This window comes from Sinorhizobium sp. RAC02 (genome assembly GCF_001713395.1).
Lineage (GTDB): Bacteria > Pseudomonadota > Alphaproteobacteria > Rhizobiales > Rhizobiaceae > Shinella.
Genome location: NZ_CP016450.1, coordinates 2651519 through 2673437, shown reverse-complemented (window position 1 = coordinate 2673437; position 21919 = coordinate 2651519). Strand labels below are relative to the sequence as shown.

Genomic DNA, 21919 nt, shown 5'->3' with positions numbered 1-21919 from the left:
CTCGCGGTTTTGCGTCCGGAATGGCGGGAACCTATATGAGTAAGAAGGACGACGGCGTGAACGATCGCATGTGCATCGTGACGCGCGAAAAGGGCGAGGCGGATGATCTGATCCGCTTCGTTGCAGGCCCGGACGGCGTTATCGTGCCGGACCTCAAGCGTCAGCTTCCCGGACGTGGTTGCTGGGTGAAGGCGGAACGGGCGATCGTCGACAAGGCAGTCGCCAAGAAGCTTTTCGGGCGTGCGCTGAAGGTGGAAGCCAAGGCGGGGCCGGAGCTCGGAGCCGAGGTGGACCGGTTGATCGCCGCCCAGCTCGGCGGCATGATGAACATGGCGCGCAAGGCGGGTCAGTTCATCACGGGTTCGTCCAAGGTCGACCAGGCGGTGCGCGCATTGGCAGCGCTCGCGGTCTTCCATGCGACGGACGCGGCCGCAGACGGGGTCAGGAAGATAGACCAGGCGCGCAAGGCGGCAAGCTTCCTGCGCGATGATGAGACGGAAATACCCTCCTTCAGGCTGCTGTCGGAGGGTGAATTGGAGGGGCTTTTGGGAAGTAATGCTTTTATCCATGCCGCAGCGCTTGCAGGGCAGGCGGGTGAGGGTGTAGTGAAGCGCGCAATCATGCTCGAAAAATACCGGGGCGGCGACCCGGTTGGAGCACATGGCGGCGCTGGCCAGCCAAACCAATGACGCGGTCACCGGCGTTACGCCGGCCGAAATCGCATTGGATGAACACAATTGAACGACAGGGCCTGGTGATACGCATCCGGCTCTGATCTTAGGAACGGAACGGAATGACCGACAACGAAGACGACAAGACGATCAGTGTGGCTGGCAAGAAGACCCTTAGCCTGAAGCCCTCGGGGGTTCAGCAGGGAACCGTGCGCCAGGACATGGGTCGTGGTCGCACCAAGGCCGTCGTGGTCGAGACCCGCACAAAGCGCCATTTCAGCCGCCCGGGAGACGAACGCCCGGCGCCGACGCCTGTCGCGCCCGTGCAACGTGCACCCGAGCCGCAGCAGGCACGCCCCGTGCAGCAGCAGACGCGTCCTGCGCAGCAGTCGTCGCGGCCCGCGCCGCAGCCGCAGCGGGTCGAGCAGAGCCGCCCGCGGGTCGGCGTCGTGCTGAACCAACTTTCCCCGGATGAGGTCGAGGCCCGTCGTCGCGCGCTTGCAGAAGCGCAGGTCCGCGACGCCGCCGAAGCCAAGCAGCGCGCTGAAGACGAGGCGCGCCGCAAGGTGGAAGAAGAAGCCCGCCGCAAGGTCGAGGAAGAAGCCCGTCTTATCCGCGAAAAGGAAGAGGCCGAGCGCCGCGCCACTGAGGCCGCCGCTCCCGCTCCCGTTGTGGAAGAGGTTGTCGTGCAGCCGGTTGCCGCAAGGCCGGCCGCTGGCGAGACCCGTCCGCAACCCGCGCGCACGCCGCCGGCTGCAACGCCGGCACCCATTGCCGGTCGCGGTCGCCGCGAAACGGAAGCAGAAGAGACCGCCCGTCCGCGTGGTGGTGCTCCTGTCAACCGTGGCAAGGTCGTGCGTCCGGAGCCCGCAAAGGTTCCCGCGCGTCCGAAGACCGATGACGGTCGCCGCCAGGGCAAGCTGACGCTGACGACGGCCTCGACCGACGAGGACGCCACGCAGCGCGGCCGTTCGCTCGCGGCCATGCGTCGCCGTCAGGAGAAGTTCAAGCGCAGCCAGATGCAGGAGACCCGTGAAAAGGTCATGCGCGAGGTCATCCTGCCGGAAACCATCACCATTCAGGAACTGTCGCAGCGCATGTCCGAACGCGCCGTCGACGTCATCAAGTTCCTGATGAAGGAAGGCCAGATGATGAAGCCGGGCGACGTCATCGACGCCGATCTGGCTGAACTGATTGCCGTCGAATTCGGCCATACCGTCCGTCGCGTTTCGGAGTCCGATGTTGAAGAAGGTATCTTCAACATTGCCGACGACGAAGGCGAGATGGTGTCGCGTCCGCCGGTCGTCACGATCATGGGTCACGTCGACCACGGCAAGACCTCGCTGCTCGACGCCATTCGCAAGACCAGCGTTGTTTCGGGCGAAGCCGGTGGCATCACCCAGCATATCGGCGCCTATCAGGTCGAGCATAACGGCCAGAAGATCACCTTCATCGACACTCCCGGTCACGCCGCCTTCACGGCCATGCGTGCCCGTGGTGCGCAGGCGACGGATATCGCGATCCTGGTGGTCGCAGCCGACGACAGCGTGATGCCGCAGACGATCGAATCGATCAACCACGCCAAGGCGGCCGGCGTGCCGATCATCGTGGCGATCAACAAGGTCGACAAGCACGAAGCTGATCCGCAGAAGGTGCGCAACCAGCTGCTGCAGCACGAAGTGTTCGTGGAAACCATGGGCGGTGAAGTGCTCGACGTCGAAGTTTCGGCCAAGACCGGCCTGAACCTCGACAAGCTGCTGGAAGCCGTTCTCCTTCAGGCCGAAATTCTCGACCTCAAGGCCGACGTCGCCCGCACAGCCGAAGGCACCGTCATCGAAGCCCAGCTCGATCGCGGTCGCGGTTCCGTTGCAACCGTTCTCGTTCAGAAGGGCACGCTTCGCCCGGGCCAGATCATTGTTGCCGGCGACCAGTGGGGCCGTGTCCGCGCGCTCGTCAACGACAAGGGCGATCACGTCAAGGAAGCCGGTCCGGCCATGCCGGTCGAGATCCTCGGCCTTTCGGGTACGCCATCTGCCGGTGATCGTTTCGCGGTCGTCGAAAACGAAAGCCGTGCACGCGAAATCTCGGAATACCGTCAGCGTCTCGCTCGCGACAAGGCCGTTGCCCGCCAGACGGGTCAGCGCGGCTCTCTCGAGCAGATGATGAACCAGCTGCAGAACACCGGCATGAAAGAATTCCCGCTGCTCATCAAGGGCGACGTGCAGGGTTCGATCGAAGCTATCATCGGTGCTCTCGACAAGCTGGGCACGGACGAAGTTCGCGCCCGCATCGTTCATTCCGGTGCCGGTGGTATCACGGAGTCCGATATCTCGCTCGCCGAAGCCTCGAACGCGGCCATCATCGGCTTCAACGTTCGTGCCAACGTGCAGGCACGCCAGGCGGCCGAACGGGCCGGCATCGAAATCCGCTACTACAACATCATCTACGATCTGGTGGATGACGTGAAGGCAGCGATGTCGGGCCTGCTCTCGCCGGAACGCCGCGAAACCTTCCTCGGCAATGCCGAAATCCTCGAGGTGTTCAACATCACGAAGGTCGGCAAGGTCGCAGGTTGCCGTGTCATCGAAGGCAAGGTCGAACGTGGTGCCGGTGTGCGTCTCGTGCGCGACAACGTCGTCATTCACGAAGGCAAGCTCAAGACGCTCAAGCGCTTCAAGGACGAAGTCGCCGAAGTGCCGATGGGCCAGGAATGCGGTATGGCTTTCGAAAACTACGAAGACATTCGCGCTGGCGACACGATCGAGTGCTTCCGCGTGGAACACATCACCCGTACGCTGTAAGCGTCCGGCGATCCCAATATCGTGCGAGCGCCGGACCGTTTCGGCGCTCGTATTTTTTTGAAGGTGACGACCATGCCAAGAGCAACAACCTCAGCGCCGTCGCAACGCATGCTGCGCATAGCCGAGCAGGTGCGCGCGGCGATCACCCAGGTGCTTCAGCGCGGCGAGATTCGCGATTCGCTGATCGAGAAGACCGTGATTTCCATCTCGGAAGTCCGCATGTCGCCTGACCTGAAGCACGCAACGGCCTATGTAACGCCGCTCGGCGTCAAGGATCATGACGTGGTGATCGAGGCGCTGAACCGCAATGCGAAGTTCATTCGCGGCCGTCTTGGACCGCATCTCCGCCAGATGAAGTATATGCCGGACGTGCGCTTCCTCGACGATACGAGCTTCGACAATTACAAGAAGATCGACGAACTCCTGCGCTCGCCGGAAGTCGCGCGTGATCTCGCCGCCGATGAAGGCGAAGACGACAAGTAATTCCAGCAAAGTGCGCAGCGGTTTTGCGTATAACAAATAGATAGGGCGGGTGAGCGGGCGACTGCGAGCACACCTGCCCTGACAATTCAGGAACAAGATGTCCAAGCCACGCAAACCCAAGGGCCGGCCGATTTCCGGCTGGCTGATCCTCGACAAGCCGTTCGATTTCGGCTCGACGGAAGCCGTCGCCAAGATCAAATGGCTGCTCAAGGCCCAGAAGGCCGGCCATGCCGGTACGCTCGATCCGCTCGCCTCCGGCATGCTGCCGATCGCGCTCGGCGATGCGACCAAGACCGTGCCCTATGTCATGGACGGCCGAAAGATCTATGTCTTCACGGTCACCTGGGGCGAAGAACGCACGACGGATGACCTTGAAGGCGAGGCCACCCAGAGCTCCGACACGCGTCCGACAGCCGATGCGATCAAGGCGATCCTCGGCGAATATACCGGCGTCATCCAGCAGATCCCGCCGCAGTTCTCCGCAATCAAGATCGATGGTGCACGAGCCTACGATCTCGCCCGCGAAGGGGAAGTTGTCGAGATCCCGTCGCGCGAGGTGGAAATCCATCGCCTGGAGCTGATCGGCTGCCCGGATGAGAACACAGCGGAATTTGAAGTCGAATGCGGCAAGGGCACCTATGTGCGCGCACTCGCCCGCGATTTCGGTCGCCAGCTCGGCTGCTATGGTCACATTTCCGGGCTGCGCCGCACCTTCGTCGCACCTTTCGGCGAAGACGATATGGTGCCGCTGGCTGACCTGGTCGCGCTGGAAAAGATCGAGGACGAGGCCGAGCGGCTGGCAGCCCTCGATGCGTTCCTGATCGACACCGGCGAAGCGCTTTCCAGCTTGCCGCAGATCGTCATCAACGACGACCAGGCGCATCGCCTGCGTCTGGGCAACCCCATCATCCTGCGCGGCCGTGATGCGCCGGTCGAAGCGGACGAGGCCTATGCGACGGCGCACGGAAAACTGGTGGCGATCGGCGAGATCGGCGGTGGCGAATTCCGTCCGAAGCGGGTCTTTGCCGGCTAAATTTGACGGGGCGGAACCAATCGCTGCCGACTTGATTTCACCACAAGCTACAGGCTTTATGGGCCTGTGAGGTTCGCTTGAACGCGGGCCGGGCGGTGCTTTGCCGTCGCGGCCGCCTTCGGGCGAAGGGTGAAAGGGCTGGCTGTTGAGGATTGCGTCGACTGACAGAACGGTGTCCGCCGAGGATGCGGGCGAGGGCACCGGCCCCGTTCTGAGCCGCCGGCGCATGCATCATCCGGTGGTCTTCTACCTCGTCTGCCTCATTCTCGTCATCGTCATCCCTGCCTTCCTCTTCTCGATCGTCGTGTTGAAGCGCACCAACGAGGCGCAGGAACGCATCTTCGAATCGCTGCTGCGCACCTCGACGGGCGCCGTCAACCGCGCGGTCGAGCGTGAAATATCCGGAATGTTCACGACGCTGAATTTTCTGTCGACGTCGGACGGCCTTTTGAAGGGCGATTACGCCGTGCTGCATACGCAGGCGAGCAAGGCGCTGGAAGGCACGGATACCTATTTCCTCATCATCGACCAGACGATGCGCCAGCTTCTCAACACACGCGTGCCCTACGGCACGCCGCTCAACAGGGCCTCCGAACCAGTGTCTGCCGGTCTCGCGCTGGCGCGGGGCGAACGCATGGTCTCCGACATCTTCTTCGGCAAGACCGCGCAGCAATGGGTGTTCAACGTCTATCAGCCGATGCAGCTGGCAAATGGCAGGCGCGTTCTCCTGACGCTGACGAAGAATGCCGAGGCGCTGCGGCGGGCGGTCAACCCGGATATTCTTTCCCCCGGCTGGAATGCCGCCGTGCTCGATAGCCAGGGAACGGTCATCGTCTCGACGGACGAAAATCAGAAAGCGGGCGAAGCTTTCTTCCTGCGTGTCGTGCCGTCGCTGCGCCTCGGGGTCAGCCCGATGCGGCAGGGGGGTGTCGACTATCAGGTCGTTACCGAATTTTCCTCCCTCGCCGGCTGGCGCATGATCGCCTGGGCGAAATCGTCGGATGTGCAGGCGCCTGCCGTCTCCTCCTTCCTGTGGCTGGCGATCGGCGGGGTGGTTTTTGCCCTTCTCGCGGCTGCCAGCGCCGTCGGTATCGCCCGCGTCCTGTCGCGGGACGTCCGGCTGCTCGCGTCCGACGCCCGCCGGCTCGGCCATGGTGAGCGGATCGCGACCCGTCCCTATGCCATCTCCGAACTCGAAACCGTGTCGCGGGCTCTGTCGGAGGCTGCGGATGCGCGCGTCAAATCGGAAAACGAAGTCCGCTTCCTGATGCGCGAGGTGGCGCACCGTTCGAAGAACCAGCTCACCGTCATCCAGGCGATGCTGAACCAGTCGGCGGCGGGTGCGGAAAATGCTGGCGATTTTGCCGAGGCATTCCGCAAGCGCGTCGCCGGCCTTGCCCGCTCGACGGACCTGATGATCGCCAATGCGACGCAGGGCGTGAACCTTGCGGAGCTTGCCAAGAACCAGCTGAAGCCCTTCACGCCCGATGATGCGACGCGCGTGCAGATCGCCGGGCCGGCCGTGCTGCTCGACCCGCAGGCCTCGCAGACACTCGGTATGGCGCTGCACGAGCTTTCCACCAATGCCACGAAATATGGCGCGCTCGCCAACGAGACCGGCGTCGTGTCGCTGAGTTGGGTGGCATCCGGTGAAAACCTGAACCTCGTCTGGCGTGAAAGCCGTGCGACCATCGACAGGGACGTCATCGCTGCCAGCCGCAAGGGGTTCGGCAGCGTGGTGTTGGAGCGCATGCTCGGCATGGCGCTCGATGCCAAGCTGGAGTTCATCGTGCATGACGACGGCATCGAGTGGCGGGTGACGATCCCGCTCGCCCGGCTGCGCGATGAGGACGTGCATCAGCAGGGCGCTGCCGAATGACGGGCTTGATCCTTTCCGGGCATGGTAACGGGTGTATTTCATGAGGTCATTTCTGCTTGCGTTTGCCGCGTCAGCCTGCCTTTCCGTCACCTTGGCCTCGCCTGCGGCTTTCGCCGCCGGAAACACCCAGTGCCTCGTGGACGATCCGACCGGTACGGCGCTCAACGTGCGTTCGGCGCCGAACGGGTCGATCCTGACAACGCTTGCCAACGGCACGGCGGTCGAGGTTGTCGACGAGATGCGGATCGGCACGAAACACTGGCTCTTCGTCGCGCGCCAGGGAGAGCGGCTTGGCTGGATCTTCGGCGCCTATGTTGTCTGCAAGCAGGCCGGCGATGCGCGCGAGGCGGCTCCGAGCCAGCCGGCGGAGCAGCGCTAGGCCCGCAGGAGAGGCCTGCAATCAGGGCTCTTCCCTTTCATAAGGGAATGGTTTATAGGCACCGCCAGCAATGGGGGCTTATGCCTTCTTGCCTTCACGGCCATCGCTGGACGACATCCCGGCTTTTGGCGTCCTCGTTCTCCATTCCTGAAAGGACACACGATGTCGATTACTGCTGAGCGCAAGGCTGCGCTGATGAAAGAATACGCAACCGTCGAAGGCGACACCGGTTCCCCGGAAATCCAGGTTGCTATCCTGACCGAGCGCATCAACAACCTGACCGGTCACTTCAAGGACCACAAGAAGGACAACCACTCCCGTCGTGGCCTTCTGACGATGGTTTCCACCCGCCGCTCGCTTCTTGACTACCTCAAGAAGAAGAACGAATCCCGTTACAGCAAGCTGATTGCTGCCCTGGGCATTCGCCGCTAAACAATTCCGGCGGGCGTTCTTCGTGAGCGCCCGCCGCTTTCTTTTGCGGAAGAGAATTCCGCCAGACCGTTTTGCCTGTGCCGGTTGCGACCGCCTCGTGAAATGGGATTCTCCAGCAGGCCGGATGCGCCGGTCCTGCGGAACCAACCGATGACCTGTCATGGGGCAGGATTGCAGGATGCTTCAGGCGCGCGCCTGTCGTCGGCCGGGCTCACAAAGCCTTCGCCCGCAGATCGCGAGCCGACCGTCGGAAGCCTCCCGTTGTCTTGCCCATGATGTGTCATGAAAGCGGATAGACCACCTGCGCCCTATGGCGGCGGTGCGCGTATCCGCCAAGAAGGACAACACATGTTCGATACCCATACGGTTGAAATCGAATGGGCGGGCCGCCCGCTCAAGCTGGAAACCGGCAAGATCGCCCGCCAGGCTGACGGCGCCGTTCTCGCGACCTACGGCGAAACCGTCGTTCTCGCCACCGTCGTTTCCGCCAAGGCGCCGAAGCCGGGCCAGGATTTCTTCCCGCTGACCGTCAACTACCAGGAAAAGACCTACGCCGCCGGCAAGATCCCGGGTGGCTACTTCAAGCGCGAAGGCCGTCCGTCGGAAAAGGAAACGCTGGTTTCCCGCCTGATCGACCGTCCGATCCGCCCGCTCTTCCCGGAAGGCTACAAGAACGACACGCAGGTTGTCGTCACCGTCATCCAGCATGACCTCGAAAACGATCCCGACGTCCTGTCGATGGTCGCCGCTTCGGCAGCGCTCACGATCTCCGGCATTCCCTTCATGGGCCCGGTCGGCGGCGCTCGCGTCGGCTACATCAATGGCGAATACGTCCTGAACCCGCATCTCGACGAGATGAACGAGTCCGTTCTCGACCTCGTCGTTGCCGGCACGCAGGACGCCGTCCTGATGGTTGAATCCGAAGCCAAGGAACTGAACGAAGACGTCATGCTCGGCGCCGTCATGTTCGGCCACAAGGGTTTCCAGCCGGTCATCGACGCGATCATCAAGCTCGCCGAAGTGGCTGCCAAGGAGCCGCGCGACTTCACCCCGGAAGATCATTCCGCGCTCGAAGCCGAAATGCTCGGCCTTGCCGAAACCGAACTGCGCGCTGCCTACAAGATCACCCAGAAGGCTGACCGCTACGCTGCCGTCGACGCCGTCAAGGCTAAGGTCAAGGCACACTTCTTCCCGGAAGGCGTTGAGCCGAAGTACACGAACGAAGTCATCGGCGCGGTATTCAAGCACCTGCAGGCCAAGATCGTTCGTTGGAACATCCTCGACACCAAGAGCCGCATCGACGGCCGCGATCTGGACACCGTTCGTGCAATCGTGTCGGAAGTCGGTATCCTGCCGCGTACCCACGGCTCGGCCCTGTTCACCCGTGGTGAAACGCAGGCGATCGTCGTTGCCACGCTCGGCACCGGCGAAGATGAGCAGTATGTTGACAGCCTGACCGGCATGTACAAGGAACGCTTCCTGCTGCATTACAACTTCCCGCCCTACTCGGTCGGTGAAACGGGCCGCATGGGCTCCCCGGGCCGCCGCGAAATCGGCCACGGTAAGCTCGCCTGGCGCGCTATCCGCCCGATGCTGCCGACGGCGGAACAGTTCCCCTACACGCTGCGCGTCGTTTCCGAGATCACCGAGTCGAACGGCTCGTCCTCGATGGCCACGGTCTGCGGCACCTCGCTTGCCCTGATGGACGCCGGCGTTCCGCTGGCAAAGCCGGTTGCCGGTATCGCCATGGGCCTCATCCTCGAAGGCGAGCGCTTTGCGGTTCTCTCCGACATCCTCGGCGACGAAGACCACCTCGGCGACATGGACTTCAAGGTTGCCGGCACCGCTGACGGCATCACCTCGCTGCAGATGGACATCAAGATCGCCGGTATCACCGAAGAGATCATGAAGGTCGCGCTCAGCCAGGCGCAGGGCGGCCGCAAGCACATCCTCGGCGAGATGGCCAATGCCATCACCGAAGGCCGCTCGCAGCTCGGCGAATTCGCTCCCCGCATCGAAGTCATGAACATCCCGGTCGACAAGATCCGTGAAGTCATCGGCACGGGCGGCAAGGTCATCCGCGAAATCGTCGAGAAGACCGGCGCCAAGATCAACATCGAAGACGACGGCACGATCAAGATCGCCTCCTCGTCCGGCAAGGAAATCGAAGCGGCCCGCAAGTGGATCCACTCGATCGTCGCTGAACCGGAAGTCGGCATGGTCTACGAAGGCACGGTCGTCAAGACCGCCGACTTCGGCGCATTCGTCAACTTCTTTGGCCCGCGCGACGGCCTCGTGCACATCTCACAGCTCGCTCAGGAGCGCGTTGCCAAGACCTCCGACGTCGTCAAGGAAGGCGACAAGGTCTGGGTCAAGCTGATGGGCTTCGACGAGCGCGGCAAGGTTCGCCTCTCCATGAAGGTCGTCGACCAGGCGACCGGCAAGGAAGTCGCTGCCGACAAGAAGGGCGACGGCGAAGCCGCCGAGTAACCCTACCCTTACGCATCGAGGGGGCGCGGAGCGGCACGTTCCGCGCCCCTTTTCTTTGATCTCTTTGTTCTCTCGCCCGCCGAAAGCCCACCATGACCCGCGACGCCCTGAAAACCCTGTTCCATCCCTTTGCCTCCGGCACGCTCGGCATGCCGGGCGAGGACGAACGTTATCTTTTCCTCGGCGCCGAGGCCGGCCAGCGCCCGCCGGAGGGTTTTGCGGCGACGCTCGATGCCGTGCAGCCGCTGCGCTCGCTGTATCGCGGACTGGAAGCCGTGCGCGCGCCGGTCAAGCCGGTCGTCGAGGGCGAGGATTATGATGGGGCGCTCATTCTCATCAACAAGCACAAGGGCGAGAACGAGAACCGCATTGCCGAGGCACTGCGCCGCGTGCGCACGGGTGGTATCATCGTCGTTGCCGGCGGCAAGGAAGACGGCGTCCAGTCCATGCGCAAGCGCCTGGACCAGCTGGGCCTCACCGGCGACTATATGCCGAAGTATCACGGCCTCGCTATCTGGTTCGCCCGTCCGGAAGATCCTTCCGAGGCGATTGCCAAGCTGGCCGCAAAGCCGGTGCGCATTGTTGGCCGCTTCACCGCTGCTCCCGGCATGTTCTCGCATGACCGGATCGACGACGGCTCCGAACTGCTCGCGACCCGCATTCCGGAAGATTTTCATGGTCATGCCGCCGATTTCGGCGCCGGTTGGGGCTACCTCTCGGTGATGCTCGGTTCCCGCGCGCCTCAGGTGAAGGGCGTCGATCTGTTCGAAGCGCATTACGATGCACTGGAAGCCGCCAAGGAAAACATGGCGGAGAACTGCCCGAACATTCCGGCACGTTACTACTGGTTCGACCTGACGGCTGAAACGCCGCGCGATCACTACGACCTCATCGTCATGAACCCGCCCTTCCATGAAGGCCAGGCGACCGATCACGGCCTGGGCGGCGCGATGATCCGTGCGGCAGCGAAGGCGCTCAAGGTCGGTGGTCGCCTGCTGATGGTCGCCAATCGCGGCCTGCCCTATGAGCCGGTGCTCAAGGAAGCCTTCAAGGAGAGCGGCGAAGTCTGCCGCAATGCGCGCTTCAAGGTGCTGTGGGGCAAGCGCTAAAGCATGTCGCGCAAACATGCGTAGCGATTTTGCGATAACGACATGTGAAAAATCAAGGAGCTAAAGCGCAAGGAGCGAATCTGAAAGATCGCGGCGCGCTTTAGGCTTTCCCTCGCCGTATTGCCGCGCAGCCGCGTGGTGCCCACGCGGCTGCAAATGCTCACAGCGGCAGCGCAAAGGTCTGCTTGATCGTCTCGCTCGGCACGTCCGTCTTGACGGTCTGGATGCCGTTCTTACGGGTAAGGTTCGCCGCCTGGAAGCGGCGATAGTCGGCGAGATCCGAGACGACGACGCGCAGCAGCGCGTCGCTCTCGCCGAGCATGATGTAACACTCCACCACCTCCGGCAGCCGCCTCATCGCCGCGATGAACTGGTCGATCGTCTCGGCATCCTGCGCAGTCAGCGAAACGCGGGCGAACATGGAAAGCTGCAAGCCCACCTTCGCTTGATCGACAACCGCGACATAGCGGCTGATCACGCCCGCATCTTCCAGCAATTTGACCCGGCGCAGCAGGGCGAGGGCGACAGGCCGACGCGTCGCGCCAGCTCGATATTCTGCATCCGGCCATCCTGCTGGAGTTCGCGAAGAATGCGGCGGTCTATATCATCGAGCTGCATTGGAATCCTCACGATCGTTCAAGCCAGTCATCGGCATCGAATGCCAAACTCTTTCCCAAGGCTGGCATCTTGGCAACCCCGTTGCGCTGGAGGTTGGCTAGGCTGTCCCGGTTTCGATGAGGAGAGCGGCATGGATTGGGCTTGGGTTCTGGCAGCAACGGGCTTTGCCTTCGCCATGGCGGGCACGCCGGGGCCGAACAACACGATGGTGGCGGCATCCGGGGCGAATTATGGTTTCCGCCGTACGCTTCCGGTCGCGACCGGCATGGGCATCGGCGTCGCCGTCATCATCTTCGTCGTGGCAGCAGCGGGTGGATCGCTGGTCTCCGGGCCAAGGGTGCATTTCGTGCTGAAATGGCTGGGCGTCGCCTATCTTCTCTGGCTGGCCTGGCGCATCGCCAATGCAGCACCCACCGGGCTTGCCGCAGAGAGCGGAAAGCAGCGGCCGTTTACATTCGTCGAAGGCGCGCTGCTGCAACTCGTCAATCCGAAGCTCTGGGTGATGGTGGCAGGCGCTGTCGTAACCTATGGTAGCGGCAGCTCAGGAGATCTGGCGATCCCCACGGCATTCGCCGCTATCTTCGGCGGTGCAACCATTGCCAGCACCGTGGCCTGGACATGGGTTGGCGTGGGGGCCTCACGCTTCATCAGAAGCGAGCGCAGCCTGAAACGCTTCAATCAGGCGATGGCGCTGCTGCTGGTGCTTTCTCTCGTGCCGGTCGTGCTCGAATAGGAGCCGATTGCCATTTGCCTCAAAGAGGTCCACCATCGCCCGACTGTTCCCGTTCAGGAGACCCGTAATGGCTTTTGGACCAGCAAGACCGCCGATCACGGAAGATGTGGCGGAAGTCATCGCCAAGGAAGTGAAGGAAGGGGAGGGGCATACGCCAACCTCCGAGGTGCCGCTCGCCTTTTTGCGGCGCAGCACGGCCGGCATAACGCCGGAAATGAACAGTCGTGTCCGCACGCTGTTCCTGAGCATTCTTGCCGCTGTGATCCTGCTTGTCGTGGTGCTGATGGCGCTTTGAGCGCGGAACGAAACGGCGCGAAGCGTTTCAGCTTCGCGCGCGCAATTCCTATTCGCTGTCGGCCTTGGCGAGGCGTTCCAGCGTCGGCATGGAGGTGATGTTGTAGCCGGAATCCACATAGTGGATTTCGCCGGTGACGCCGCTCGACAGATCGGAGAGCAGGTAGAGCGCCGAATTGCCGACGTCCTCGATGGTGACGGTGCGGCGCAGCGGCGCGTTCTTCTGTTGCCAGGAGAGCATGGCGCGTGCATCCGAAATCCCGGCGCCCGCAAGTGTGCGGATCGGACCGGCGGAGATCGCGTTGACGCGGATGTTGCGCGGGCCATAGTCGCCGGCAAGATACCGTACCGAGGCTTCCAACGCCGCCTTGGCGACGCCCATGACGTTGTAGTTCGGCATGATGCGCACAGAGCCGCCATAGGTCAGCGTCAGCATTGCGCCGCCGTCGGTCATCAGGTCTGCCGCGCGCTTGGCGATCTCCGTAAACGAGAAGCAGGAAATGACCATCGTGCGGGAGAAATTGTCGCGCGAGGTGTCGGCATAGAGGCCTTTCAGCTCGCTCTTGTCGGAAAAGCCGATGGCGTGCACGACGAAATCGAGCTTGCCCCACTTTTCCTTGATCGCTTCGATCGTCGCATCGACCGACGCAATATCTTCGACGTCGCAGGGAATGACGAAATCGGAGCCGAGCTCGGCAGCGAGCGGCTTCACGCGCTTGCCGAGTGCTTCACCCTGGTAGGTAAAGGCGAGTTCCGCACCCTGATCGGCAAGTTTCTGGGCGATGCCCCAGGCGATAGAGTGGTTGTTCGCGACCCCCATGATGAGGCCGCGCCTACCTTTCATGATCCCCGTCATGCCTGTCATCCGTTATGGCGCTGGAAGACCAGCGTGGCGTTGGTGCCGCCGAAGCCGAACGAGTTGGAGAGAACCGTATCGATCTTGGCATTGTCGATGCGCTTGCGCACGATCGGCACGCCGTCGAATTCCGGGTCCAGTTCGGTGATGTGGGCGCTCTCGCCGATGAAGCCGGCCTGCATCATCAGGAGACCGTAGATCGATTCCTGCACGCCGGCCGCACCCAGCGAATGGCCGGTCAGTGACTTGGTCGACTGGATGTGCGGGATCTTGTCGCCGAACACTTCGCGGATCGCGCCGATTTCCTTCGAATCGCCGACGGGCGTCGAGGTGCCGTGCGTGTTGATGTAGTCGACGTCGCCCTTCACGGAGGCAAGCGCCTGGCGCATGCAGCGGATGGCACCCTCGCCGGACGGGGCGACCATGTCGTAGCCGTCGGAGGTCGCGCCGTAGCCGACGATTTCGGCATAGATCTTGGCGCCGCGGGCCTTTGCATGTTCCAGCTCTTCGAGAACCAGGACGCCCGCACCGCCGGCAATGACGAAACCGTCGCGGCTGACGTCATAGGCGCGGGATGCGGTCGACGGCGTGTCGTTGTACTTGGAGGACATGGCGCCCATGGCGTCGAACAGGTTCGACATGGTCCAGTCGAGGTCCTCGTGACCGCCGGCAAACATGATGTCCTGCTTGCCCCACTGGATCATTTCCGCGGCATTGCCGATGCAGTGCGCCGAGGTCGAGCAGGCCGACGAGATCGAATAGTTGACGCCGTGGATCTTGAACCAGGTGGCGAGCGTCGCGGATGCCGTGGACGACATCGCCTTCGGCACGGCGAACGGGCCGATGCGCTTGGGCGAATTGTTCTTCAGCGTGATCTCGGCCGCTTCGATCAGCGTGCGGGTGGAGGGGCCGCCCGAGCCCATGATGATGCCGGTGCGCTCATTGGCGGCGTAATCCGCCTCCTCGAGGCCGGAATCGGCGATCGCCTGCTTCATCGCGACATGGTTCCAGGAGCCGCCCTGCGAGAGGAAACGAGCCGCGCGACGGTCCACCATTTCGGTCGTGTCGATGTTCGGCGAACCCCAGACCTGGCACTTGAAGCCGTGGTCGGCGAAATCCTGGCTGAAGCTGATGCCGGAGCGCGCATCACGCAGCGACTGCGTCACTTCGTCAGCATTGTTCCCGATGGAGGATACGATCCCCAGACCCGTGACAACAACCCGTCTCATGATTCCTGACCTTTTCTAGAACGTCTCATTGTGAAGGCGGCGTGGCGCCGCCCTCAGGCTTCCGGCGGCCATCGCCGCCTTAGGCTTCCTTGTCCTTCGACAGGCCGACGCGCAGGTCGGTCGCCTGATAGATAGTCTCGCCGTCGGCCTTCAGCCAGCCGTCCGCCGTGCCGAGCACGAGGCGGCCGCGCATGACGCGCTTGAAGTCGATGCCGTATTCGAGGAGCTTCGTTTCCGGGCGGATCATGCCCTTGAATTTCACTTCGCCGGTGGACAGTGCCATGCCGCGGCCCGGTTCACCCAGCCAGCCGAGGAAGAAGCCGGTCAACTGCCACATGCCGTCGAGGCCGAGGCAGCCCGGCATGATCGGGTTGCCCTGGAAATGACAGGGGAAGTACCAGTCGTCGGGCTTCACGTCGTATTCGGCGCGGATATAGCCCTTGTCGAAGGCGCCGCCGGTTTCGGAAATATCGGTGATGCGGTGGACCATCAGCATGGGCGGCAGAGGAAGCTGGGCATTGCCGGGGCCGAAAAGCTCCCCGCGGCCGCAGCGCAGAATTTCCTCATAGTTGTAGCTGGATTGCCTGGTCGTCATCGAATGTCTCATCCCCGGTCTGATACGCTTTGTAAGCGTTAGATTTAGAGAAGGTGCGGCACGAATTGAAGCACCCGGTCCTTCCCTTTTTGTCGCCCTACCCATTCTGAGCGGGACGTTATTTCAGCAGTCCGCATACATGATGCTTGCCGCGACAGCCAGTGCAAAGTGGTGCAGTGAAAGCAAAGGGCCCGGTTTTCCGCATGTTGCACGCCATTCAAGTGCCGTAATCCTATTGAATCCCGGCAGCGCTAAAGTTATATCGAAACGTCGACATTGTTGTTCAAGGCCAGACAAGCGGATCCGTCACCCATGACGCATACACACGAGATGCCCATCGAAGAGCGCTTGCGCCACTGCGGCCTGCGCCCGACGCGCCAGCGCGTGGCACTCGCCGACCTGTTGTTCGCCAAGGGAGACCGCCATCTGACGGTCGAGGAACTGCATGAGGAGGCCGTCACTGCCGGCGTTCCGGTCTCGCTTGCAACCGTCTACAACACGCTGCACCAGTTCACCGAGGCGGGCATGATCCGCGTTCTGGCGGTGGAAAGCTCGAAGACCTATTTCGACACCAACGTGTCGGATCACCACCATTTCTTCGTCGAGGGCGAAAACCATGTGCTCGATATTCCGGTGAGCAACATCGCGATCGGCAACCTGCCGGAGCCGCCGGAAGGCATGGAAATCGCCCATGTCGACGTGATCATCCGCCTGCGTCCGCGCAAGGCCTGACCCCTCTCACATCACATCGTCCGGATGCCGCCCCGGCCGCGGCCGATAGACCGGGAAACGCCAGCCGAATCGCAGAGCCCCACCGCGCACGATGAAGGCGGCGGTGATGCCGATTGCCGACGCGATCCAGAGCGGCACGCCCGCCGCGCTCGCCGCCGTGAAGGCCGCCGCACCAATCAGCGCAGCCGTGACGTAGACCTCGGGACGCAGCAGCACCGATGGTTCTCCGGCCAGCAAGTCCCGAATGATACCGCCACAGCTCGCCGTCAGCACCCCGGTGGTGATCGCGACGGTCGGCGATCCGGTCGCGGCAAGTCCTTTCGCAGCCCCCATGACACAATAGGCGGAGACGCCCATCGCATCGAGCCAGAGCAGCAGGCGGTAACGTGACTCGATGCGGTGAGCGAGCACGAAGACCAGAAGCGCGACGACCACGCAGACGATGAGGTAGGTCGGTTTCACCACCCAGAAGACGGGGGTTGCGAGGATGACATCGCGGAACGTACCGCCGCCGATGCCGGTCGCCGCGGCCAGGAACAGGAAGCCGATGATATCGAGTTGCTTGCGCGAGGCGGAAAGCGCGCCAGTGGCGGCAAAGACGGCAACACCCGTATAATCGAGCAATTCCAGGATCGGCACGCTTCCCCTCCTTGTGGGCTTTTCGCAGCCCAAGCCTCGCGACAGCTTTGCCGCGTTAGAGTGCGCGCCCACAGGTCCGGGTAGAATCAGGCAGCGCGCCGGCTCGTCCGCATAATGACCGAATCGCCTGCCATGGAAAGGTTTGAGAGATGGCCATCCGCATCAGAATCCTTGCGCTCCTCTCCGCCGCGCTCGTTTCCACCGTCCTGCCGGCCCGCGCGGCAGAAATCGTCCCCGATGCGCAGGCGGTCGTGAAGGCGGAAGTCGCCAAGCGCTGCAAGGCGCCGATCTACGGTGAGTATTTCGCCGAAAACGTCGATTTCAACAATGACAGGCTTGTCGACGCGATCTTCAATCTCGGCGCGGTCAATTGTGATGGCGTGCCCGGCGGCCTCTGCGGCAATGTCGGTTGCCCGCACGAATTCTATATCCAGGTCGCCGAGGGCGGCTACTTCCTTGCAGCCAATGCCGATCTCTACGGCTACGAGCTGAAGCAGCGCTACGGCAACAAGGTGCTAGAACTCAAGGCCAATGCCGCAAGCTGCGGGCGTGGCGATTCGGAATACTGCGTCATGACGATCCGCGTGCGCGGCGCGCAGTTCGACACGATTTCCAAAAAATAGGCCTATTCCGGGAAGAGCGCGTGCGTGCGTCCCGCAAAGTAATAGAGCAGCAGTCCCGTCCACTCCCTGAGCGCCGTCGTCGTCAGCTGGCTGTTGGTCGACGGCTGCGTGAAGTCGAATGTGAGGCTGGCGCGGCCCGTCGTGCGGAAATCCGTCGGCCAGGGCAGCACGTCGAGCCCAAGCTTGCGGAAAAGACCGACCGAGCGTGGCATATGGAAGGCCGAGGTCACCAGCAGGCAGCGGTCGAGGCCGTTCTCTGCGAGAAGCGCCTTGGTGTTTTCGACATTCTCGAAGGTGGTGCGTGAATCCGTCTCGCGGATCAGCCGGTCGGCGGGCACGCCGAAGGCTTCGAAGAAGCGCGTCGCGACAACCGCGTCGCCCTCATAGCTGCCACTGAACGAGCCGTCGCCGCCGGAAATCAGGATGCGCGCCGCCGGGAACTCCCGGGCGAGCCGCAGCGTCTCGATGAACCGGTCGCCGGCCTGATTCATCTCGAAACCGCCGCGGGCCGCGATCACCTCAGCCTCCACGCCGCCACCGAGCATGATGACGCAGCCCGGCCCGCCGGCCGGCAGCTCCGCCCGGGGAATGCGATCTTCCAGCGCCTGCAGCAGGACCGAACCGGTCGTGGTGAAGAGCGTCACGAAGAGGACGAACGCCGCAGCGACGCTCGCCCATGTCCGAAGACGGTTCCACTTCAAAAGCCCGACCAGCAGGCCAAAGACGAGAAGCAGCAGGGCGAGCGACAGTGGCTGGGCCGCGAGCCAGAAGATCTTCGAGGCGTAATAGGTCACGCGTTACCCGCTGTTCGTTATCATGTCGCCGTCAGCGTCAGGCCCGTCCCAGTGCCGGAGCTGCCGCCTTGCCGCGTCGCAGATAGAGGATGCCTGCTGCAAGCGCAATGCCCGCGACGAGAACCGCTATGGCAATGAACGGGCGATAGGCGATCCAGGCAATGGCGATGACGGCCGGGCCGATCAGCAAGGTAAGGATGAGGGCAATCGCCGACGTGCCGAAATTGACGATCGAGCCGAGGAAGGGGATGACGTCGGCAATCACGCCCAGGATCGACAGGATGAAGGCGAAGCCGACGAAGATGCCGATGAGGCCGCCGGCGCGCACGAGCCAGGTGATCAGCGTGTTCTCGCTCTGCGCCGCATCGAACATCGCTGCCGCATCGACGAGACCGGCATCGCTGAGGAACAGGTCGCGCCCGTTCGTCGTCTTGTAGGGCGTAATGCCGCTGCCGCGCTGGGCGCCGACGAAACTTGCCTCGTCAATGTCGGAGCGCTCGAAGCGGATGCGGATGTCGCCGATCTGCGGGTCTTCCGGATTGAAGGAGAAGATGGCCTGGCCGGCGATCGTCGAGACGGGTTTGCCGAGCGTCACGGCCTCGCCCATCCGGTTCGTCTCGATGGCGGTCAGCGGCACGGGCCGTTCCTCGCCGAGGCGGGCGACCGCACGTCCATCGATGCTGAAGGCGCCGATCGTGGCGGAAGCGACCGGGAAGCTCGCATCGTCGATCGGCTTTTGCGGGTTGTCATGGCCCGACTGGCGGAAATTGCCGGAGTTGATTTCGTTCTGCTTCCATTCCTTGTGGTAGGAATAGGTCGTGACGGTTTCCTCACTGCCGCCGAGCTGCTTGCGCGTCTCCGACTTCGAGGTCTCCACCCACTGGTACATCTCGACGATGCGGTCGAGACCGGCCGCGCCTTCAGCCGAAACGCCGAGCACGTCGTCTTCCGGCACGCCGACCGGCTTCACCGGCCCCGAAATATGCACCAACTTGCCTTCGTTGCCCGGATCGACGCTGCCATTCTCGACAGAAACGACAAGCCCCGCGCCCTCGACGAGCGCGCGATAGGTTTTGACCGAGCGGCCCTCGTTCCAGAAGAGGAGCCAGATGCAGGCGATGAGAAGGATGAAGCCGATCACGATCTTGATCAGCGCCCCCTTCAGCCTGGAGAACCAGGAGGTGGTCGTCGTTTCCGTAAAGCTCATGATGTCCCCCGACAAAGCGTGCGTCCTAGCCTGAGACGCCCGGCAAGCCATGCTTATTCGCGGTTCCTGAACTGTGCAAGCGGGGATATGATGGTCGACTGGCGAGGGACGGGGTGGTGGAACATCTCACCCTGCCAGTCGTTTGTTGCTGGAATGGAAGGGAGCATGTCCATGACCGATGACCGCAACGAAAAAATCCGCAAACGCGCCCACGAACTCTGGCTTCAGGAAGGCCAGCCGGACGGCAAGCCCGACGACCACTGGTATCAGGCCGAACGGGAAATCGACCAGGGTGAAGGCGAGATCGAGGGCGACGATGTCCCGAACCTCGCAGCACTCCGCGAAGCCGCCCGCCAGCATAACGATGTATTCCTGGTAAAGACCGACCTGGAAGATGCCGACCAGCGTGAAGCGACACCGGGCATGCGCGAGCAGCCGTAGCGCTTCCACGCTCTGCCGATCTTCAAATCGATCAAGTATGGGCTCACTGTGCTGGTTGGCACCGAGGAATTCGATAATCTGCTTCTGGGGTTTTTGCGGAAAATCCCGCATGGCGCTCCCAGGCCCGAAAGTGACAACGTTGTTGTCATCTGGAGGGCTCCGCTGAAGCGGAGCCCTGTGTAATTGCGGATCAGTGAGGCGAGAGGGAGATCGTTAGATCATGCCGCCCATGTCCGGCATGCCGCCACCGGCGGCGTCCTTCTTCGGCAGATCGGCAATCATGGCTTCCGTCGTCACGAGCAGACCAGCAACCGAAGCCGCATTCTGAAGCGCGGTACGAACCACCTTGACCGGATCGACAATGCCCATGGCGATCATGTCGCCATATTCAGAGGTCTGGGCGTTGTAGCCGTAGTTGTCCGTATTGCTTTCGAGAATCCGCCCGACCACGATGGAGCCTTCGTCGCCGGCGTTTTCGGCGATCTGGCGAACGAGTGACTGCAAGGCCTTGCGGATGATGGCGACGCCGGCATTCTGGTCGTCGTTCTCGCCCTTGACGTCGAGGACGATGGAGGCGCGCAGCAGGGCGGTTCCGCCGCCGGGCACGATACCTTCTTCGACAGCAGCACGCGTCGCGTTGAGCGCGTCGTCGATGCGGTCTTTCTTTTCCTTCACTTCGATTTCCGTCGAACCGCCGACCCGGATCACGGCAACGCCGCCGGAAAGCTTGGCAAGACGTTCCTGCAGCTTTTCCTTGTCGTAGTCCGACGTCGTCTCTTCGATCTGTGCCTTGATCTGTGCCACGCGGCCTTCAATCTCGGCCTTGGTGCCGGCGCCATCGACGACGGTGGTGGTTTCCTTGGTGATCGAGACTTTCTTGGCATGGCCGAGCATCTCGAGCGTGACGGTCTCGAGTTTGACGCCGAGGTCTTCGGAAATCACCGTGCCGCCGGTCAGGATCGCGAGATCCTCCAGCATGGCCTTGCGGCGGTCGCCGAAGCCCGGAGCCTTGACGGCAGCGATCTTGAGGCCGCCGCGCAGCTTGTTGACGACGAGGGTCGCAAGCGCTTCGCCTTCGACATCCTCCGAGATGATCACCAGCGGCTTGCCGGTCTGAACGACAGCTTCCAGGATCGGCAGCATGGCCTGCAGATTGGAGAGCTTCTTTTCGTGCAGCAGCACGTAGGCATCCTCCAGATCAGCCACCATCTTCTCGGCATTGGTGACGAAATAGGGGCTGAGATAACCGCGGTCGAACTGCATGCCCTCGACGACTTCGAGTTCCGTCTCGGCGGTCTTGGCTTCCTCGACGGTAATGACACCCTCGTTGCCGACCTTCTGCATCGCGTCGGCGATGTACTGGCCGATTTCCTTTTCGCCATTGGCCGAGATCGTGCCGACCTGGGCAATCTCTTCCGAGGTGTTGATCTTCTTGGCCTTGGCGAGCAGGTCCTTGACGACGGCGGTGACCGCAAGGTCGATGCCGCGCTTCAGGTCCATCGGGTTCATGCCGGCAGCGACGGCCTTGCCGCCTTCGCGAACGATGGCCTGGGCAAGAACGGTTGCCGTCGTCGTGCCGTCGCCGGCGATGTCGTTGGTCTTGGAGGCGACTTCGCGAACGAGCTGGGCGCCCATATTCTCGAACTTGTCTTCCAGTTCGATTTCCTTGGCGACGGTGACGCCGTCCTTGGTGATGCGCGGCGCGCCGTACGACTTGTCGATCACGACGTTGCGGCCCTTGGGACCGAGCGTGACTTTCACGGCGTCAGCGAGGATATCGACGCCGCGCAGCAGCTTTTCGCGTGCATCACGGCCGAATTTGATCTGTTTGGCAGACATGGAAAAACTCCCGGGCCGTTGGCCCTCTGGTCTCTATGATAG

General features: G+C 62.6%; 21 protein-coding genes and 1 pseudogene. 14 read left to right on the top strand and 8 right to left on the bottom strand.

The features are described 5' to 3' along the window. Window positions 1-35: 35 nt before the first annotated feature. From BSY16_RS12870 to BSY16_RS12830, 9 genes are all read left to right on the top strand, one after another. A complete protein-coding gene (locus tag BSY16_RS12870) occupies window positions 36-689 on the top strand; it encodes an RNA-binding protein (RefSeq protein WP_286157135.1) in 654 nt (217 codons plus the stop codon). Window positions 690-793: 104 nt separating this feature from the next. Continuing rightward, window positions 794-3472, top strand: a complete 2679-nt coding sequence (gene infB, locus BSY16_RS12865) for a translation initiation factor IF-2 (protein WP_069060026.1) — start codon at window positions 794-796, stop codon at window positions 3470-3472. A gap of 72 nt (window positions 3473-3544) precedes the next feature. Next, on the top strand, window positions 3545-3955 hold the full coding sequence (rbfA, locus tag BSY16_RS12860; protein WP_069060025.1) for a 30S ribosome-binding factor RbfA: 411 nt from the start codon (window positions 3545-3547) through the stop codon (window positions 3953-3955). 97 nt (window positions 3956-4052) lie between these two features. Then, the gene (truB, locus tag BSY16_RS12855; protein ID WP_069060024.1) at window positions 4053-4988 is read left to right on the top strand and encodes a tRNA pseudouridine(55) synthase TruB; all 936 of its coding nucleotides are present in this window, start codon (window positions 4053-4055) and stop codon (window positions 4986-4988) included. 226 nt (window positions 4989-5214) lie between these two features. Then, window positions 5215-6867: a sensor histidine kinase gene (locus BSY16_RS12850; protein WP_083243001.1), complete on the top strand. Its 1653-nt coding sequence runs from the start codon at window positions 5215-5217 to the stop codon at window positions 6865-6867. Between the two features lie 40 nt (window positions 6868-6907). Further along, window positions 6908-7246, top strand: a complete 339-nt coding sequence (locus BSY16_RS12845; RefSeq protein WP_150129954.1) for an SH3 domain-containing protein — start codon at window positions 6908-6910, stop codon at window positions 7244-7246. A 162-nt stretch (window positions 7247-7408) separates the two neighbouring features. After that, window positions 7409-7678, top strand: coding sequence for a 30S ribosomal protein S15 (gene rpsO / locus BSY16_RS12840; RefSeq protein ID WP_069060022.1), 270 nt, complete (start codon window positions 7409-7411; stop codon window positions 7676-7678). Window positions 7679-8026: 348 nt separating this feature from the next. Continuing rightward, window positions 8027-10168 carry a polyribonucleotide nucleotidyltransferase gene (gene pnp / locus BSY16_RS12835; protein WP_069060021.1) on the top strand — a complete coding sequence of 714 codons (2142 nt, stop codon included), beginning with the start codon at window positions 8027-8029 and terminating at the stop codon, window positions 10166-10168. A 92-nt stretch (window positions 10169-10260) separates the two neighbouring features. Beyond that, a complete protein-coding gene (locus tag BSY16_RS12830; protein WP_069060020.1) occupies window positions 10261-11277 on the top strand; it encodes a class I SAM-dependent methyltransferase in 1017 nt (338 codons plus the stop codon). A 160-nt stretch (window positions 11278-11437) separates the two neighbouring features. On the opposite strand, the pseudogene BSY16_RS12825 reads toward BSY16_RS12830, so the two are convergent. Then, window positions 11438-11895, bottom strand: a pseudogene (locus BSY16_RS12825) (Lrp/AsnC family transcriptional regulator). Between the two features lie 130 nt (window positions 11896-12025). On the opposite strand from BSY16_RS12825, the gene BSY16_RS12820 reads away from it, so the two are divergent. Together BSY16_RS12820 and BSY16_RS12815 are read left to right on the top strand one after the other, a co-directional pair. After that, entirely contained in the window at window positions 12026-12628 is a 603-nt protein-coding gene (locus tag BSY16_RS12820; protein WP_069060019.1) for a LysE family translocator, read from the top strand. 67 nt (window positions 12629-12695) lie between these two features. Then, entirely contained in the window at window positions 12696-12923 is a 228-nt protein-coding gene (locus BSY16_RS12815; RefSeq protein ID WP_069060018.1) for a hypothetical protein, read from the top strand. Window positions 12924-12971: 48 nt separating this feature from the next. On the opposite strand, the gene fabI is transcribed toward BSY16_RS12815, so the two are convergent. The 3 genes from fabI to fabA all read right to left on the bottom strand — a co-directional run bounded on the left by fabI (window position 12972) and on the right by fabA (window position 15602). Next, the gene (gene fabI / locus BSY16_RS12810; RefSeq protein ID WP_069060017.1) at window positions 12972-13778 is read right to left on the bottom strand and encodes an enoyl-ACP reductase FabI; all 807 of its coding nucleotides are present in this window, start codon (window positions 13776-13778) and stop codon (window positions 12972-12974) included. Between the two features lie 5 nt (window positions 13779-13783). Continuing rightward, the gene (gene fabB / locus BSY16_RS12805; RefSeq protein WP_069060016.1) at window positions 13784-15007 is read right to left on the bottom strand and encodes a beta-ketoacyl-ACP synthase I; all 1224 of its coding nucleotides are present in this window, start codon (window positions 15005-15007) and stop codon (window positions 13784-13786) included. 79 nt (window positions 15008-15086) lie between these two features. Continuing rightward, window positions 15087-15602, bottom strand: a complete 516-nt coding sequence (gene fabA, locus BSY16_RS12800) for a 3-hydroxyacyl-[acyl-carrier-protein] dehydratase FabA (RefSeq protein WP_069060015.1) — start codon at window positions 15600-15602, stop codon at window positions 15087-15089. Between the two features lie 312 nt (window positions 15603-15914). On the opposite strand from fabA, the gene irrA reads away from it, so the two are divergent. Beyond that, on the top strand, window positions 15915-16334 hold the full coding sequence (gene irrA, locus BSY16_RS12795) for an iron response transcriptional regulator IrrA (RefSeq protein WP_069060014.1): 420 nt from the start codon (window positions 15915-15917) through the stop codon (window positions 16332-16334). A 6-nt stretch (window positions 16335-16340) separates the two neighbouring features. Here the strand turns inward: irrA and BSY16_RS12790 are convergent, their stop codons facing one another. Beyond that, window positions 16341-16973, bottom strand: a complete 633-nt coding sequence (locus BSY16_RS12790; protein WP_069060013.1) for a trimeric intracellular cation channel family protein — start codon at window positions 16971-16973, stop codon at window positions 16341-16343. Window positions 16974-17122: 149 nt separating this feature from the next. Here BSY16_RS12790 and BSY16_RS12785 point away from each other — a divergent pair, with 149 nt between their 5' ends. Continuing rightward, a complete protein-coding gene (locus BSY16_RS12785) occupies window positions 17123-17596 on the top strand; it encodes a hypothetical protein (RefSeq protein ID WP_083242904.1) in 474 nt (157 codons plus the stop codon). A gap of 2 nt (window positions 17597-17598) precedes the next feature. On the opposite strand, the gene BSY16_RS12780 is transcribed toward BSY16_RS12785, so the two are convergent. Beyond that, window positions 17599-18390 carry a YdcF family protein gene (locus BSY16_RS12780; RefSeq protein WP_069060012.1) on the bottom strand — a complete coding sequence of 264 codons (792 nt, stop codon included), beginning with the start codon at window positions 18388-18390 and terminating at the stop codon, window positions 17599-17601. Between the two features lie 37 nt (window positions 18391-18427). After that, window positions 18428-19597: a TMEM43 family protein gene (locus BSY16_RS12775; protein ID WP_069060011.1), complete on the bottom strand. Its 1170-nt coding sequence runs from the start codon at window positions 19595-19597 to the stop codon at window positions 18428-18430. A 165-nt stretch (window positions 19598-19762) separates the two neighbouring features. On the opposite strand from BSY16_RS12775, the gene BSY16_RS12770 reads away from it, so the two are divergent. Then, the gene (locus tag BSY16_RS12770; RefSeq protein WP_069060010.1) at window positions 19763-20038 is read left to right on the top strand and encodes a DUF2934 domain-containing protein; all 276 of its coding nucleotides are present in this window, start codon (window positions 19763-19765) and stop codon (window positions 20036-20038) included. 213 nt (window positions 20039-20251) lie between these two features. Here the strand turns inward: BSY16_RS12770 and groL are convergent, their stop codons facing one another. After that, window positions 20252-21877 carry a chaperonin GroEL gene (groL, locus tag BSY16_RS12765; protein ID WP_069060009.1) on the bottom strand — a complete coding sequence of 542 codons (1626 nt, stop codon included), beginning with the start codon at window positions 21875-21877 and terminating at the stop codon, window positions 20252-20254. Window positions 21878-21919: the final 42 nt, after the last annotated feature.